Annotated in this window: 15 protein-coding genes; 2 read left to right on the forward strand and 13 right to left on the reverse strand. The window is 63.2% G+C overall.

Translation table 11 applies throughout. The annotated features are described in order from the left end of the window. Positions 1-3 precede the first annotated feature (3 nt). From V8352_RS07500 to V8352_RS07525, 6 genes are all read right to left on the reverse strand, one after another. On the reverse strand, positions 4-954 hold the full coding sequence (locus V8352_RS07500; RefSeq protein ID WP_336423654.1) for an oligopeptide/dipeptide ABC transporter ATP-binding protein: 951 nt from the start codon (positions 952-954) through the stop codon (positions 4-6). Beyond that, on the reverse strand, positions 951-1961 hold the full coding sequence (locus V8352_RS07505) for an ABC transporter ATP-binding protein (protein ID WP_336423655.1): 1011 nt from the start codon (positions 1959-1961) through the stop codon (positions 951-953). Before V8352_RS07505 ends, V8352_RS07500 begins: the two co-directional genes overlap by 4 nt. Beyond that, positions 1958-2857, reverse strand: a complete 900-nt coding sequence (locus V8352_RS07510; RefSeq protein ID WP_336423656.1) for an ABC transporter permease — start codon at positions 2855-2857, stop codon at positions 1958-1960. Before V8352_RS07510 ends, V8352_RS07505 begins: the two co-directional genes overlap by 4 nt. A gap of 1 nt (position 2858) precedes the next feature. After that, complete coding sequence (locus V8352_RS07515; protein WP_336423657.1) at positions 2859-3779, reverse strand: ABC transporter permease; 921 nt, start codon at positions 3777-3779, stop codon at positions 2859-2861. A 68-nt stretch (positions 3780-3847) separates the two neighbouring features. Further along, a complete protein-coding gene (locus V8352_RS07520; protein WP_336423658.1) occupies positions 3848-5377 on the reverse strand; it encodes an ABC transporter substrate-binding protein in 1530 nt (509 codons plus the stop codon). A 62-nt stretch (positions 5378-5439) separates the two neighbouring features. Beyond that, positions 5440-6075: an RraA family protein gene (locus V8352_RS07525; RefSeq protein WP_336423659.1), complete on the reverse strand. Its 636-nt coding sequence runs from the start codon at positions 6073-6075 to the stop codon at positions 5440-5442. 151 nt (positions 6076-6226) lie between these two features. On the opposite strand from V8352_RS07525, the gene V8352_RS07530 reads away from it, so the two are divergent. After that, positions 6227-7159: a LysR family transcriptional regulator gene (locus tag V8352_RS07530; RefSeq protein WP_336423660.1), complete on the forward strand. Its 933-nt coding sequence runs from the start codon at positions 6227-6229 to the stop codon at positions 7157-7159. A 288-nt stretch (positions 7160-7447) separates the two neighbouring features. Here the strand turns inward: V8352_RS07530 and V8352_RS07535 are convergent, their stop codons facing one another. Genes V8352_RS07535 through V8352_RS07565 form a run of 7 tightly spaced genes read right to left on the reverse strand, consistent with a single transcriptional unit; the run spans position 7448 to position 13522 of the window. Next, the gene (locus tag V8352_RS07535) at positions 7448-8374 is read right to left on the reverse strand and encodes a 3-keto-5-aminohexanoate cleavage protein (protein WP_336423661.1); all 927 of its coding nucleotides are present in this window, start codon (positions 8372-8374) and stop codon (positions 7448-7450) included. Then, positions 8375-9709 carry an aminotransferase family protein gene (locus tag V8352_RS07540; RefSeq protein ID WP_336423662.1) on the reverse strand — a complete coding sequence of 445 codons (1335 nt, stop codon included), beginning with the start codon at positions 9707-9709 and terminating at the stop codon, positions 8375-8377. A 9-nt stretch (positions 9710-9718) separates the two neighbouring features. Further along, positions 9719-10480 carry an amino acid ABC transporter ATP-binding protein gene (locus V8352_RS07545; RefSeq protein ID WP_336423663.1) on the reverse strand — a complete coding sequence of 254 codons (762 nt, stop codon included), beginning with the start codon at positions 10478-10480 and terminating at the stop codon, positions 9719-9721. Positions 10481-10492: 12 nt separating this feature from the next. After that, on the reverse strand, positions 10493-11149 hold the full coding sequence (locus V8352_RS07550; protein WP_336423664.1) for an amino acid ABC transporter permease: 657 nt from the start codon (positions 11147-11149) through the stop codon (positions 10493-10495). Positions 11150-11176: 27 nt separating this feature from the next. Further along, positions 11177-11824, reverse strand: a complete 648-nt coding sequence (locus V8352_RS07555) for an amino acid ABC transporter permease (RefSeq protein WP_336423665.1) — start codon at positions 11822-11824, stop codon at positions 11177-11179. Between the two features lie 31 nt (positions 11825-11855). Next, entirely contained in the window at positions 11856-12689 is an 834-nt protein-coding gene (locus tag V8352_RS07560; RefSeq protein WP_336423666.1) for a creatininase family protein, read from the reverse strand. A gap of 47 nt (positions 12690-12736) precedes the next feature. Further along, positions 12737-13522, reverse strand: coding sequence for a transporter substrate-binding domain-containing protein (locus V8352_RS07565; protein ID WP_336423667.1), 786 nt, complete (start codon positions 13520-13522; stop codon positions 12737-12739). 169 nt (positions 13523-13691) lie between these two features. Here V8352_RS07565 and V8352_RS07570 point away from each other — a divergent pair, with 169 nt between their 5' ends. Then, entirely contained in the window at positions 13692-14648 is a 957-nt protein-coding gene (locus V8352_RS07570; RefSeq protein WP_336423668.1) for a LysR family transcriptional regulator, read from the forward strand. Positions 14649-14812 lie beyond the last annotated feature (164 nt).

Here is a 14812-nt window from a genome sequence, read left to right on the forward strand (position 1 = left end):
CAATCAGGCCCGCTCGCAGCGCACCAATGCACCGTTGAGCCTGCGCAACTCCTGCCGGTTTTCGCGGCAGCTTTGCTGCACCATCGCGCAGCGCGGCGCAAAGAGGCATCCCTCCGTGACGGCAAAGGGATCGGCCGCAGCCGCGCCCAGCCCCAGCGTGGGCAGGCCAAAACCCGGTTCGGGCCGCAGCGTCGCGGCCAGAAGCGCGCGGCTGTAGGGATGCTGCGCAAGGCGGAAGAGCGCGCCGGTCTCGGCCTCCTCAACCTTCTGGCCCAGATACATCACGGCCACCCGGTCGGCCAGATGCTCGACCACGGCGAGGTTGTGACTGACAAAGACCATGGTCAGGCCCAGCTCGGCCTTCAGTTCCAGCAGCAGGTTGATGATCTGCGCCTGCACCGACACATCGAGCGCCGATGTCGGCTCGTCGCAGATCAGAACACGCGGCTTGAGGATCAGCGCGCGCGCAATCGCAACACGCTGTCGCTGGCCACCCGACAGCTCGGCCGGATAGGCATCCGCAAGGCGCGCGGGCAGACCGACAAGGTTCAGCATGCGCGTCACCTCGGGCCCGACATCGCTGCCAGAGAGACGCCCGTGCAGACGCAAGGGCTGCGCGATGAGGGCGGAGATACGCTTGACCGGGTTGAGTGATGCGTTCGGATCCTGAAAGATCGGCTGGATCAAGCGCACACGCTCGCGCACGGGCATGGAGCCGATGGGCTGGCCGTCGATCTCGATCGTGCCGGAATCGGGCTTCATCAGGCCGAGCATGATGCTGACCGCCGTGCTCTTGCCACAACCGCTTTCACCGACAAGGCCCAGCGTCTCACCCTCGGCCACGTCAAGCGACAGATCGTTCACGGCCACCAATTCCTGCGGCGGGGCCAGAAGGCGGCGACGCAAGCGGAATGTCTTGCGGATGTTGCTCAGGCGGATCATCGGCGCGCTCATGTCTTGGCCTTTGCTTGGGATGTCTGGCCGTCGGCCTGAACGGCCTTGTAGCATTCGACGAATCCTGCGGGCGGGCGCGCAAGGCGCGGCACCGGATCGGCCGCGCATTCGGGGCCAGCCAGCGCGCAGCGGTCGCGAAAGGCACATCCCCTAAGAGTGCCGATCAGGCCCGGCACACGGCCCGGAATGGCAGGCAGGGGCGTGCCGCGCTCTGTCTTGCCCGGCACCGGAATGGCCCTGAGCAGCCCTTGGGTATAGGGGTGCCCCGGCGCCGCAAAAAGATCGCGCGCCGGGGCAAGCTCGGCAATGCGCCCGGCATACATGACTGCCACATCCGTCGCGATGGCGGCGACCACCCCCAGATCATGCGTGATCAGCATCAGCGACAGCCCCAGATCCGACTGCAACTCGGCCAGCACGGCAAGGATCTGCGCCTGAATCGTGACATCCAGCGCCGTCGTCGGCTCGTCCGCGATCAACAGGCGCGGGCGGCCCATAAGGGCCGAGGCGATCATGATGCGCTGGCGCTGACCGCCCGAAAAGGTGTGCGGATATTGCGTCAGCCGCGCGGTGGGGTTCGAGATGCCGACACGCTCCAGCATTTCGGCGGCGCGCTTGTCGGCGTCACTGCGGCTCAGCCGCTCGGTGCGCATGACGCCCTCGGTCAGTTGCCGCCCGACCGTCAGCGTCGGATTGAGCGAACTGGTCGGATCCTGAAAGATCATCGCCACCTCGCGCCCGCGCATCTGCGGCAGCCGCGCGCGGCCCTTGCCGGTGAGGTCATGGCCCACCATCTCGAACCGGTCGGCGGTAACCTTTGCATAGCGCGGTAAAAGGCCCATGATCGCCATCGCGGTCAGCGATTTGCCGCAACCGGACTCGCCCACGAGGCACAGCGTATCGCCGCGCCCGATCTGCAGGTCGATCCCGCGCACCGCGTTGAGCATGCCGCGATCCGTGGGCAGGGACACCCGCAGGTTCTGGATATCTAGCAGAAGATCACTCATCGCCTTGCCGGCCCCGTCACATCGCGCATGCCATCGCCAAAGAGGTTAACCGCCAACACCAATATGCACAGGGCCGTGCCCGGCATCGCAATCAGCCACGGATCAAAGAGGATATTGTCCCGCCCCTCCGAGATCATCAGCCCCCAGGAAGGCGTGGGCGGGCGCACGCCCAGCCCGAGGAACGACAGCGCCGCCTCCAGCAAGATCACATTGGCGACCTCCAGCGTGACGACGACGAGGATCGTGCTTTGCATGTTCGGTAGGATCTCGAGAAAGAGGATGCGCGCGCGGCTGGCGCCGATGGCGCGCAGGCCCATGATGAATTCGCGGTGCCTGAGGCTTTGCGCCGCCGCGCGCGAGACGACGGCGAACCTGTCCCACAGCAGCAGGCCCAGCACCGTAATCAATGTCCAGAGCGACGCGCCCCCCAGTGCGACAGCCGCCAGCGCGACCAGAACGATGGGCAGCGACAGGCGTGTCGTGATCGCAAAGCTGATGACCATATCGACCCAACCGCCGAAATATCCCGCCAAGAGGCCCAACGTCACGCCGATCACCCCTGAGACGAGGATGACGCCCACCCCCACGCCCAGCGATACGCGCGCGCCAAAGATCATGCGCGACAGGTAATCGCGGCCCAGATGGTCGGTGCCCAGCAGATGCTCGGGCACCGCGCGGTCATGCCAGAAGGGCGGCAACAGGCGGCGCGACAGATCTTGCGCGATCGGATCATGCGGCGCGATCAGCGGCGCAAAGATGGCGACAAAGACGATGATGGCAAGGATGCCACCGCCGATCATCACGCCAGAATTGCGCAGCACCTTGCGCCAGACCTTCGGCGGCGGTGTTTCGGTCGGTTCCGGCGGTTCGGGTGTATCGGTCGCGGCGAGGGTCATGTCAGGCAGCTCCTCTCAGGCGGGGATCGAGCGTGGCATTCAGGATATCGGCCAGCGTGGTTAGCAGCACGTAAAGCAGCGACAGGATCAGGATGATCGCCTGCACCACAGGCATATCGCTGCGCAGAAGGGACTCCCACGCCAGCCGCCCCAGACCGTTGAGGGCAAAGACACTCTCGATCACGATCGAGCCGGATAGCAGCAGGCCCAGCTGCACCGCGGCCAGCGACACCAGCGGCAGCACGGCATTGCGCAGGGCATGGCGAAAGACGACAGTGCCGCTGGGCAGCCCCTTGGCGCGCGCAGCGCGGATGTAATCGGTGCCCAGCACGTCGATCATGCCCGAGCGCGTGATGCGCATCATCGCGGGCATGGCGTAGTAACTCAGCACGATGACCGGCAGGATATAGCCCTGCCACGTTTCGGCCCCCGAAATCGGCACCCAGCCATACCAGACGCCGAAGACCACGATGGCCATCAGCCCCAGCCAAAAGCTGGGGATCGCCTGCCCGGTCACGGCCAGCACCAGCGCCAGCCGGTCGATCCAGCCATTCGGGCGCAGCGCCGCGGCAATCCCGAGGGGCACGGCCACGACCAGCGCCAGAAGGAACGACATCACCCCAAGGTTCAGCGTGACGCCCACGCGGTTAGCGATGATCTCGGTCACCGGCACGTTGAAATAGACGCTCGTGCCCAGATCTCCGGTCAGCGCGCTGCCCACCCAGTCAAGATATTGGATTATGATGGGCCGGTCGAAGCCGTAGGCGATGCGCACCGCCTCGGCATCCTGCGCCCGCCCGCCTGCGCCCGCGATGACGATGGCCGGATCGCCTGACAGGAACATCAGCGCAAAGCTGATGGCCGACACGGTCACGCAGACGCAAAACGCGACCAGCAGCCGTTTAGAGATGTAAAGCAGCATCGCCCCTCTCCTGTCCAAGGGTCCGGGCCGCAGCGGGGCGGCCCGGATGTGTCATGAAAAGGTGCGGCTTACTTCCAGTCGGACTGCCACCACCGCGCAAATTCATCGGGATGCGGGGTGAAGTTCAGATCGTTCGAGAGGCCGTAGTTGACGTTGAAGTTGTACATCGGCATCCAATACGCCTCATCGACGATCTTGTTGACCGCGAGGCTGTAGTTTTCCGCCCGCACGTCCCGCTCGGAGGCGGTGTCGGCGATGCGCAGCCACTCGATCAGCTCGTCGTCCTGCACCAGATCGTCGTCGCCCCCGCCAAAGAAGTTCGACAGGATGAAGACCGCATCCCCGATGCCGTAGCTGCCCCAGTTGGAAAAGAACGCCGGCAACTCCTTGGACCGCCACTGGCCGATGCCCGAGGCATACTGCTGCTCGTTCAGGGTCAGCGTGATGCCGACCTGCGCCAGATCCGAGGCCACAGCCTCGGCCGTTGGGCGCGGCATGGCGGCAAAGACCATCTCCATCTCGAATCCGTCCTCGAATCCGGCCTCGGCCAAGAGGGCGCGGGCCTTTTCGGGGTCGTATTCATAGCTGGTCACATCCTGCTCGCAGCCGAATTGCGCCGGGTTGCAGGGCGTGTCCAGCACCTTGGACGCGCCCCCCGCAAACGCCTCGACGATGGCGCCGCGATTGGTGGCATGGATGATGGCCTGGCGCACGCGCTTGTCCGCAATCGGGCTTTCGCCATCCATCGAGAGGGGGGCAAAGCCGACATAGCCGATGCGCATGATAGGCGCGCTGATGATCTGCACCCGGCTTTCCAACTGCTTGGCCTGATCGGGCGGAATCCGCCAGATCCAGTCCAGATCGCCGGACATCAGCTCGGCATATTGCGTGTTCATCTCGGGCATGGTGCGCACGATGATCTTTTCGATCGAGGCGTCGCTCTTGGGGCTGCCCTCGTAATGATCTTCAAAAAGCTCCAGCTCGTAGCGGATGCCCGCCTCTTGCGAGACGAGGCGGTAGGGGCCTGTGCCGATGGGCGTGGCCGCCATCCCTTGGGATCCGTTTTCAGCAAAGAATTCATGCGGATACATCGGCAGCGCATCGGCCAGCATCTCGACAGCCCCGGCAAAGGGCTTGGACATGTTGATGCGCACCTTGTAATCGTCCAGCTTTTCCACACTTTCGATCCAGTCGACTGAGATGGAATACCGCGTGCCGTATTCAGGCGTGATCACGGTGTTCAGCGTCTCCACCACATCATCGGCGGTGAAATCTGCGCCGTTATGAAACTTGACGCCTTGGCGCAGGGTAAATTCCATCGTCAGCGTGTCGGTGAACTCCCAGCTTTCGGCCAGCGCCGGCATGATCTCGCCCGTGTCTAGGTCCTTGTAGAGCAGCCCGTCATAGATGTGCCGCGCAAGGATCAGGCCCTCACGGCCCGCGATCTTGTAGGTATCGAGCGGCTCGGGCTCGGCAGAAAAGGCGACGTTGAGCGTGTTGTTGTCCTTGCCCGCCATGGCAGGCGCGGCGGTCAGTGTCAGCGCGGCGGCAATGGCGGCGGCGCTGGCGGCAAATCGCATTGGGATCTGATATGTCATGATGTCCTCTGTTGGCTGTTCTTGGGTTCGTCTTGTGTGGCGGTTAACCGCTTCTGAGCGTGCTATTTTGCACGCTTGGTTTTTTGATCCTGCCGGGCTGCTGGCCGCACGATCTGTGCCAGTGTCTCGCCTTGGCCCAGCCGCTCCAGGATGGCGATCTCGTCGTGCTGGATCTGGCGCGCACGGGCGACATGCGCCTCGGCGTCGCGCGGGTCCATCACGATGACACCGCTTTCGTCGGCCAGCACGAGGTCGCCGGGGCGCACCGCGATGCCGCCGCAATTGATCGGCACGTTCACATCCCCCGCAATGCCGCGCGGTTTGGTCGTTACCGGCGAGCGGCCCCGGCACCAGACGCCGAATTCGCTGCCCATGATGGCCGAGCGGTCGGTGACAAAGCCGTCGATGACGGCGCCCGCGACGCCGCGTGCCTGTGCGGCGCGGCTTGTAACCGCGCCCCAGCAGGCGTGGCGCAGATCACCGCAGCGGTCGATCACGATCACCTGCCCCGGCTCTGCGCAGGAGAGCGCATCGACCAGCGCCGCGCCGTCATCCCCCGGCAACCGCACGGTCAGCGCAGGGCCAAAAATCCGCCGCTCGGGCATGAGCCCTTGGATCGAGGGCGCCATGAAACCATCGCTCAGGAAGTGGCCGAGCGTGGCCGTTTCGACATCCGACAGATCGTGAAGTGCGTCCATTTGCGGCCCCTGCCCTTGCGTCGTTCAAGCCAAATGAGACGCTGCAACGGGGTTTCAGTCAAATAGCGGGAGGCTATGATTAGCATAGCATTTCCATAGGGCCGGCGTATGATCGAACGGAACCGATGCTCCACCAAACGGACCCTGTTCCATGGACGCCAGCCTGCATACCGACCTCAACTGGAACCTCCTGCGCGTGTTCTACATCGTGGCGAGCGAGCAGAGCGTGACACGTGCGGCCAAGCGCCTTGGCCTCAGCCAACCATCGGTCAGCAACGGGCTGCGGCGGCTGGAGGATCAGCTTGGCCGCCGGTTGGTGATCCGCGATAGCCGCCATTTCGAACTGACGCCATGCGGCACCAAGATTCTTGCGGAATGCGTCCAAATCTTTGACAGCGCGAGCCGGATATCGGCCATCGTGGGCGCGGATGAGACGGGCGAGCGCGGGCTGGTGCGTTACCAGATCGTCAGCAACCTGGCCTCGCCCATGCTGGACGAGATCATGCGCCTGTTTCACCAGCGCCACCGCGCCGTCACCTTTCAGGGCGAAATCCAGAACAGCCAGATCATCGTGCGCAACATTCTGGAAAACCGCCTCAATCTGGGCATCTGCCTGCTGGCAGAGCCACAACCGGGCCTTTGCGCCCTGCGCCTTTTTCGCGAAGAGTTCAGCCTTTTTTGCGGCGCCGAGCATCCGCTCTTCGGTCAGCGCCGCGTAAGCATCGAGGACGTGGAGAGCGAGCCGTTCGTCTCCTTTGCCTGCGCGACCCAAGGCGCGGGGCTGGAGCCGATGTCGACGCTGCTCGCGGGCACACGGCTGGGCCGCCACATCATCGGCCTCAGCACCAACATGGAGGAGGTGCGCCGCATGATCGTGTCGGGTCTTGGTATCGGTGTCTTGCCGCTGATGACGGCGCAGCAGGATATCCGCGACGGCGCGCTCTGGCCGCTCAGGATCACCGACGAGCCGATCGGCGCGGATGTCTACCTTGTCCACGCCCAGCCCGAGCGATTGGCCCCCGCCGAGCGGAACTTTGTCGCCATCGTCCACGAGTTGATCGCGCTCTATCCCGATATGAGCTGAGTTCCCGCCCTCCAGGTCCAGCGCTTGCGGTCGGGATCACCTTACCTCATCGGCCCTGCCGCCAGTGCGTGCCGTCATTGTCGGATAGCATCAGCAGGCCGCGGCACGGCATTGGAGGCGCGGAACGCTTGCCCGCCCTCTCGTGCACACCCCAGTCCGTGCTGGAGGCAGCGAAAGCTGCGCACGCTCTTTGACAATCGCTGGCGGCATCTTCTAGTGATGGATGAAGAACGGCGTGTAAGAAACCGTTATAAAAGGGATTTGAATTGGGCGGTGGCCTGAGCGCCCTCAAATCGCCGTTGCATCCCCGCCCTTCAGCCCCAGCATCTGCCGCGCCTCATCGGGCGCGGCCACGCTACGCCCCAGATCCTCGACGATGCGGCGGATCTTGCCGACCTGCTCGGCATTGGTCTGCGCCAGCGTGCCGCGCGAGATCATCAGAGAATCCTCAAGGCCCACCCGCACATGACCACCCAGAATGGCCGACATGGTAATCAGCGGCATCTGGTGCCGTCCCGCCGCCAGCACCGAAAAGATGTAGTCATCGCCAAAGAGCTTGTCGGCGATCCCCTTCATGTGCACCAGATTTTCGGGGTCCGGCCCGATCCCGCCCAGCACACCAAAGACGAACTGGATAAAGAGCGGTGCCTTGACCAGCCCGCGATCCACGAAATGCTTGAGCATGTAGAGATGCCCCACGTCGTAGCATTCGAACTCGAACCGCGCGCCACGTTTGGTGCCCAACTCGGTCAGGATATGGGCGATGTCGCGGGGCGTGTTCTTGAAGATCAGATCGTCTGAGTTCTCCAGAAACGGCGTTTCCCAGTCATATTTCCAATCGGTGATCTTGCTCGCCGCCGGGTAGAGCGCAAAATTCATCGACCCCATGTTGAGGCTGCACATCTCGGGCTCGGCCATGAGGGGCGCGGCAAGGCGCTGATCCAGCGTCATGGTGGCACTGCCGCCCGTCGTCAGGTTCAGCACGGCATCGCTGTTTTGCTTGATCCGCGGCAGGAACGCCTTGAAATGTTCGGGCGCGGCCGATGGGCTGCCGTCCTCGGGGTCGCGTGCGTGCAGATGCAGGATGGCTGCACCCGCCTCGGCGGCGCCGATGGCATGGGCTGTGATGTCATCCGCCGTGATCGGCAGATAGGGCGACATCGACGGGGTGTGGATCGAGCCTGTGATGGCGCAAGTGATGATGATCTTGGACATTTATTCAGCCGCCAATGCAGGCACTTCCGCCATGAACTGCGCCAGCGAGCGATCGAGCATATCCGTCATCTCGTCCAGTTGTGCCTCGGTCACGATCATTGGGGGGCAAACAAGGAAATGATCCCCCGATGTGCCGCCGCGCGTGCGGCGCGAGTAGATGATGAGGCCGTTGTCATAGGCGATGTCGACGAGGCGCGAATGGGCATTCAGCGCCTTTGGCAGCGGCTCCTTTGTGGCGCGATCCGCCATCAGCTCGAACGCGGTCAGCAGGCCCTTGCCGCGCACATCGCCAATCAGCGGATAGCGCTGCATCAGACCTTGCAGCCGCGCGGCCAGCGCATCACCCATGCGGGCCGAATTGCCCACCATATCCTGCCGGGCAATCTCGTCCAGCACCGCCGAGCCCGCCGCGCACGACAGCGGATTGCCCGCGTAGGTAAAGCCGTGGATGAAGCCCCCCGCCTCCATCACCGCCTCGACCATATCGCCGCGCGCGATCATCGCCCCCAAGGGCGCGTAGCCCGCGCCAAATCCCTTGGAAAGACAGATGAGGTCTGGCGCCGTCCCCCAATGCTCGGCGCCAAAGAAGGTGCCGGTGCGCCCGCCCCCGGTCATCACCTCGTCATGGATCAGAAGAACGCCATAGGTGTCGCAAATCTCGCGGATGCGCTGCATGTAGCCCGCAGGCGGCACCAGCGCGCCCGTCGACGCGCCGCCCACAGGCTCGACGATGAAGGCCATGACCGTCTCTGGACCCTCGTCGAGGATCTTTTGTTCAAGCATGTTGGCATAATGAAGGCCGGTCGCCTCGTCCTCGGGGTCCAGACCATCGAGATAGGCGCGCGGCGCCGGGATCTTGGGCATCCGGCCCATCATCGGATCAAAGGGCGCGGTCATGGTGGACATGCCGGTGATCGCCAGCGCGCCAAGGGTGCAGCCATGATAGCTGGGAAACCGGGAAATGACCTTGTAGCGCTGCGCCTGCCCTTTGGTCAGCACATATTGCCGCGCCAGTTTCAGCGTGCTTTCCACCGCTTCGGAGCCGCCTGAGACAAAGAACACCTTGTCGAGTCCCTCGGGCGTCAGGGCCACGATCTTTTCGGCCAGCTCCTCGGAGGCCTCGGTCTGGAAATGCAGGCGATAGCCGAAGGTGGATTTCTCCATCTGGGCGCGCATGGCGTCCAGCACCGCAGGGTTCGAGTGACCGATGTTCGACACCATCGCGCCGGATGAGCCGTCGATATAGCGCTTGCCATCGACATCATACATATAGATGCCTTCCGCGCGGTCCAGCACCGGGCGGGGCGATTTGGTCTGATAGAAAAGGTGAGACATTGTTTGCCCTTAGCGGCTGAGATGCTTGCGCAGGAAATTCTTGGTGCGCTCTTCCTTGGGGTTCTGGAAAATAACCTCGGGCGGCCCCTCCTCGACCACGACGCCCTGATCCATGAAGAGCACTCGGTCGCAGACGCTGGCCGCGAAATCCATCTCATGGGTGACGATGATCATGGTCATGTGCTCCTCGGCGAGCTTCTTCATCACCTGGTTGACCTCTTCGACCAGTTCGGGGTCCAGCGCCGATGTCGCCTCGTCAAACAACATCACCTTGGGCTTCATCGCCAAGGCGCGGGCAATCGCCACGCGCTGTTTCTGCCCGCCCGAAAGGCGCGAGGGAAAAACGTCGATCTTTTCCGACAGGCCCACATGCGCCAGCTGTTCCTCGGCCAGCTTGTTGGCGTCGGCGGTCGACAGCCCCTTCAGCATCTTGGGCGCCAGCGTGATGTTGTCGCGCACGTTCAGGTGCGGAAAGAGGTTGAAGTGCTGAAACACCATCCCGATGTCCTGACGGACCTGATTGACGTGTTTTTCATACTGGCGATGCGGAAGCTTCTTGTTGATCTGCACGCCTTCCAGCCAGACCTCGCCCGAAGTCAGGGGGTCCAGCTCGTTGATGGCGCGCAAGAGCGTGGATTTGCCCGAACCCGACGGGCCGATGATGGCCACGATCTGGCCGCGCTGCACGGTCAGGTTGATGTCCTTGAGCACCTCCAGCGCGCCAAAGCTTTTGGCGGCGTGGCGAATATCGACGAAGGGGGTATCGGTCATGAGTAAGGCTCCTTAGCGCGAGGCCGCGATGCGGCGCTCGAGGCGGCGCAATCCGGCCTCAAGGCACAGGTTGACGACGTAATAGCAGGCGGCGGCGGCGATGTAGAACTCGAAGGGGCGATACGTGCGGCTGATCGCCTGCTGCGCGGCCAGCGTCAGTTCGGCCACGCCGATGACAGACACCAGCGCGCTATCCTTGAGAAGCGCGATCATGTTGTTGCCCATGGGCGGCACCACGGCCCGCACCGCCTGCGGAATGACGATACGGCGCAGCGTCTGTCCGCGCGACAGGCCCAGAGTGCGCGCACCCTCGTATTGCCCCTTGTCCACCGCCAGGATCGACGCCTGGATCAGCTCGGAGTTATAGACCGCGAAATGCAGGCCGAGGCCGATCACACCAGCGACGAAGGCCGGCAGGTCGATGCCGATCTCGATCAGGCCGAAATAGATCAGAAAGAGTTGCAACAGCAGCGGCGTGCCCATGAAGAGCCACGCAAAGAGGCGGAAGGGCAACCGGATCACCCAGTGGCCATAAAGCGCGATCACCGCAAAGAAGATACCGCCGAAGAAACTGAGCAGCCCGGCGCAGATCATGATGGCGATGGTCCACGCCGTGCCCAGCAAGAGCACGTCGAAATACGCAGGCACAACGGTGAAATCAAGACCCATGACGGCCTCCTGTCATTGGGGCGCGACTCATACGATCTGCGCCCGGCGGTCGAGCCATTTGATACCGTGGCCAACGACGTAAATGATGATCATGTAGAGGATGCCCGCCAGCAGGAACATCTCGAACGGCTTGTAGGTCGACCCGATGAAGCGCTGCGCGGTATAGGTCAGCTCGATCACCGAAATCGGCGCGACAAGGGCGGTGCCCTTGATGAGCGCGTTGATGTTGACGCCGAGGGGCCGGATCATCATGCGCGCGGCCTGCGGCAGGATCACCTTGCGCATGGTCTGCGCGCGGCTCATGCCCAGCGTGCGCGACGCCTCGGTCTGGCCGCGATCGACCGAAATGATGGCGCCGCGGATCGTCTCGGTCATATAAGCGCCGATGTTCACACCCAGCGCGATGGTGCCGGCAGCAAAGCTGTCAAGGTTGATGCCGATCTGAGGGCCGCCGAAATAGAGGATGAAGATCTGGATCAGCGCGGGCGTGCCGCGAAAGACGCTGACGTAGGCCGCCGCGATCCAACGGATCGGGGCCAGCCGCGACAGACGCGCCGCCGCGCCCAGCGTGCCACAAGCAAGGCCCAGCGCGCAGGTCAGCACCGAGAGTTGCACAGTGACCCAGGCGGCCTCGATGAAAAATGGGTAAACGCGCAGGATCAGGTCGATGTCCAAGGGCGGTCTCCAGTGTCAGGGGCTTGCGCCCTCAATGGTGGTCTTTGCGCTCCAGAATCGGCAGCGCGTGGATTTCGCGGATGAGGGCGGTCGTTTCTTCGATGGCCGCCTTCAGGAATTTCTCGCCATTCTCGGGCGTGGCGACGGTCGGATCGCCCATCGTGCCATCGGGCGACACCTCGGACCACCAGCGCATCAGCATTGCGCCCCCGCCCTTGCCTGCAAGATCCAGGTTGAAGAATTTCGACTTTGGGTCATGCAGGTTCTGCGTCGCTGCCTTGCTCAGGTCCACCCGCTCGGGGTGCAGATGCATATACATCGCCGCCTCGAATTCGCCCGCATGGGCAATGCCGCCCAGATCGGATGCGCGGATCTCGTTGATACGGTCTGACATCAGGTTCCAATAGGAGGCCGAGACGCAGATGATGCCCGTCTCGATCACCGTCTTGCGCGCGGCCAGATCCAGAACCGGATGGTTCGATCCATGCGAGTTGAGCAGAAGGATCCGGCGAAAGCCATGATGCGCGAGCGATTTGGTGACATCGGTGACAAAGGCGATCAGCGTTTCGGGCTGGATCCAGATGACACCGGGAAAATCCTTGTGATGCTCGTTGAAGCCGTAGGGGATCGGCGGCATCACGAAAACCTCGTCCGGCGCGGCAGCAGCCACACCTTCGGCCACGGCCATGCCCAGCACCGTGTCGGTGTCCAGCGGCATGTGTGGCCCATGATCCTCGGTGGCCGAGACGGACAGAATCACGACCCGATCCTTGTCGGCATCGCGCACGTCCTCCCAAGTCAGATGTCCATACGTCGTCGTCACGCGTCCTGCCCTCATTTCGGTCTGAATGTTTGCCTCAAACATGCATCAGGCCCGCCAATCAGCGTGGCGGGCCTGCGCAGTCAGTCAGATCAGCGGATGTCGCCGCCGACCCATTCGTTGGCGATTTCCATGTAGGTGCCATCTTCCATCATCGCGTCGAGCGCCTCCTTCATGGCCGCGGCCAGCTCGGGGTTGTTCTCGCGGATGGCGATGCCGGCACCGATCGGCTCGGCCGACGGATCTTCGATGACGGCAAGGTCATACTGACCGTCCTTCATCGCCAGCATGACGGGGATCGAATCGTTCACGATGGCGTCGACGCGGCCATTGGTCAGCTCCAGCAGCAGCTCGGGCAGGCCCTTGTATGTCTTGATGTCATAGCCCTGCTCGCGCGCCCATTCCTCGTGCGTCTCGCCCAAGGTGACGCCGACGACGGCATCATCCAGCCCCTCAACCGTGGTCAGATCCGAATCTGCGACGGTAAAGATCGCCCGCTTGGTCGTGTAGTAGGGGCCGACGAAATCGATGACCTTGTCGCGCTCTTCGGTGATCGACATCGAGCCGACGACCGCGTCGTATTTATTGGCCAGAAGGCCGCCGATGATACCGTCCCACGCGGTGGTGACGATCTCGGTCTCGAGGCCCATGCGCTTGGCGATCTCGGTGCCGATGGCCGGATCGAAGCCGACAACCTCGTTGGATTCGTTGACAAAATTGAAGGGCGGATACTGCCCCGTCATGGCGATCTTGAGCACGCCGCGCTCCTTGATGCCCTCCAGCTCGTCTGCGGCGGCGGGCCCTGTGATGAGGGCTGCGGCGGCCAGTGCCGTCGTGGCCAGGAACGTGCGGCGAATCATGCTTGTGGTCGTTGTCATATGTCGGTTTCTCCCGTTGGTAACTTTTCTGGCAGTCCCAGAGCACAAGAAGACGAAGGAGCGCGCAGCGCATCTTGTCCGCCCAGGCGGTCTGGTCTGCGCAAATGGTTGCACAGCCGCCAATCATCGTGCAAATAGATAAAAGAAATAATCAAAATTGATGAAATCTATGGGCCCTCCAAATTCGCAACGCTTTGCCTGGAATCTCGACTGGAATCTTCTGCGCACCTTCATGGTGCTTGTGGACGAGGGCGGCATCACGCCCGCCGCAGTCTTCCTCGGGCTGAAACAGCCTACGATCTCTTCGGCGCTCAAGCGGCTGGAGGATCAGGTGGGCCGCCGCCTCATCAACCGCAGTTCGACACATTTCAGCGTCACGCCGGCAGGCCAGACCCTCTACCGCGAGGCGGCCACGGTCTTTGGTGCCGTCACGCAGCTGCCAACGATCCTCGGCGCGGCCGAGGACAAGGTGACGGGCCATGTCGCCATCGCGCTGGCCAGCCATGTGGTCAGCCCGCACCTCGACGCAGTGCTGGAGCGGTTCAATGCGGCGCATCCCGACGTCACCTATTCGCTGTCGATCGCCGAAAGCGAGGAGGTGATCGGGCGCGTCGCGCATAATCGCGTCGCCTTTGGCCTCTGCCTCGTGTCGCATCCGGCGCCGGGGTTGGACTACCGCGTGCTCTACCGCGAGTTCTTCGGGCATTACTGCGGGCCGGGGCATCGCCTCTTCGGCAAGACGGGGCTCAAGCTGCGCGACCTGCGCGGCGAGCAGGCGGTCTCGTTCCAGACTGATACCGCTGCGGGGCCGCTGTTCGAGTTGGCGCGCCTGCGCCAGCAGGCCGAGATGCGCCCCGACCTCAAGGGCGTGTCATCGAGCCTGTCGGAGGTGCGCCGCCTCATCGTGACGAATGTGGGCATCGGCGCCCTGCCCGTCCATGTCGCTGCGCGTGACGTGGCCGCCGGACGCCTGTGGCAATTGCCGCCCGAAACGAATCTGCCTGCGATCGACATTCATCTGGTCAGCAATCCCGCGCGCACGCTCAACCGTGCCGAGGCGGTGCTGACCGATATGCTGATCCGGGAAATCGCGGATGTTCCTCTGGCCGAGCGGTCGTATCACTAAAGCGTTTCGCCTTTAACCTGAGGCATCAGCAAAGTGCGAAACGCGTGCAACGCCTGTATGTGGGTCTGCGTTTCGCGAAACTCTGTGATTCAGGTTTTTTCGCGAAACGCTTTAGGCAGATCTCCGCGCTATTCTTCGCCTATCCATCGCCCCTGCCTGAGATG

Origin of the sequence: Roseovarius sp. D0-M9 (assembly GCF_037083805.1) — a bacterium.
GTDB lineage: Bacteria > Pseudomonadota > Alphaproteobacteria > Rhodobacterales > Rhodobacteraceae > Roseovarius.

Coding starts and splice junctions, on each gene's coding strand:
- V8352_RS07500 (WP_336423654.1), bottom strand. CDS start 954: ATGAGCGCGCCGATGATCCGCCTGAGCAACATCCGCAAGACATTCCGC.
- V8352_RS07505 (WP_336423655.1), bottom strand. CDS start 1,961: ATGAGTGATCTTCTGCTAGATATCCAGAACCTGCGGGTGTCCCTGCCC.
- V8352_RS07510 (WP_336423656.1), bottom strand. CDS start 2,857: ATGACCCTCGCCGCGACCGATACACCCGAACCGCCGGAACCGACCGAA.
- V8352_RS07515 (WP_336423657.1), bottom strand. CDS start 3,779: ATGCTGCTTTACATCTCTAAACGGCTGCTGGTCGCGTTTTGCGTCTGC.
- V8352_RS07520 (WP_336423658.1), bottom strand. CDS start 5,377: ATGACATATCAGATCCCAATGCGATTTGCCGCCAGCGCCGCCGCCATT.
- V8352_RS07525 (WP_336423659.1), bottom strand. CDS start 6,075: ATGGACGCACTTCACGATCTGTCGGATGTCGAAACGGCCACGCTCGGC.
- V8352_RS07530 (WP_336423660.1), top strand. CDS start 6,227: ATGGACGCCAGCCTGCATACCGACCTCAACTGGAACCTCCTGCGCGTG.
- V8352_RS07535 (WP_336423661.1), bottom strand. CDS start 8,374: ATGTCCAAGATCATCATCACTTGCGCCATCACAGGCTCGATCCACACC.
- V8352_RS07540 (WP_336423662.1), bottom strand. CDS start 9,709: ATGTCTCACCTTTTCTATCAGACCAAATCGCCCCGCCCGGTGCTGGAC.
- V8352_RS07545 (WP_336423663.1), bottom strand. CDS start 10,480: ATGACCGATACCCCCTTCGTCGATATTCGCCACGCCGCCAAAAGCTTT.
- V8352_RS07550 (WP_336423664.1), bottom strand. CDS start 11,149: ATGGGTCTTGATTTCACCGTTGTGCCTGCGTATTTCGACGTGCTCTTG.
- V8352_RS07560 (WP_336423666.1), bottom strand. CDS start 12,689: ATGTTTGAGGCAAACATTCAGACCGAAATGAGGGCAGGACGCGTGACG.
- V8352_RS07565 (WP_336423667.1), bottom strand. CDS start 13,522: ATGACAACGACCACAAGCATGATTCGCCGCACGTTCCTGGCCACGACG.
- V8352_RS07570 (WP_336423668.1), top strand. CDS start 13,692: ATGGGCCCTCCAAATTCGCAACGCTTTGCCTGGAATCTCGACTGGAAT.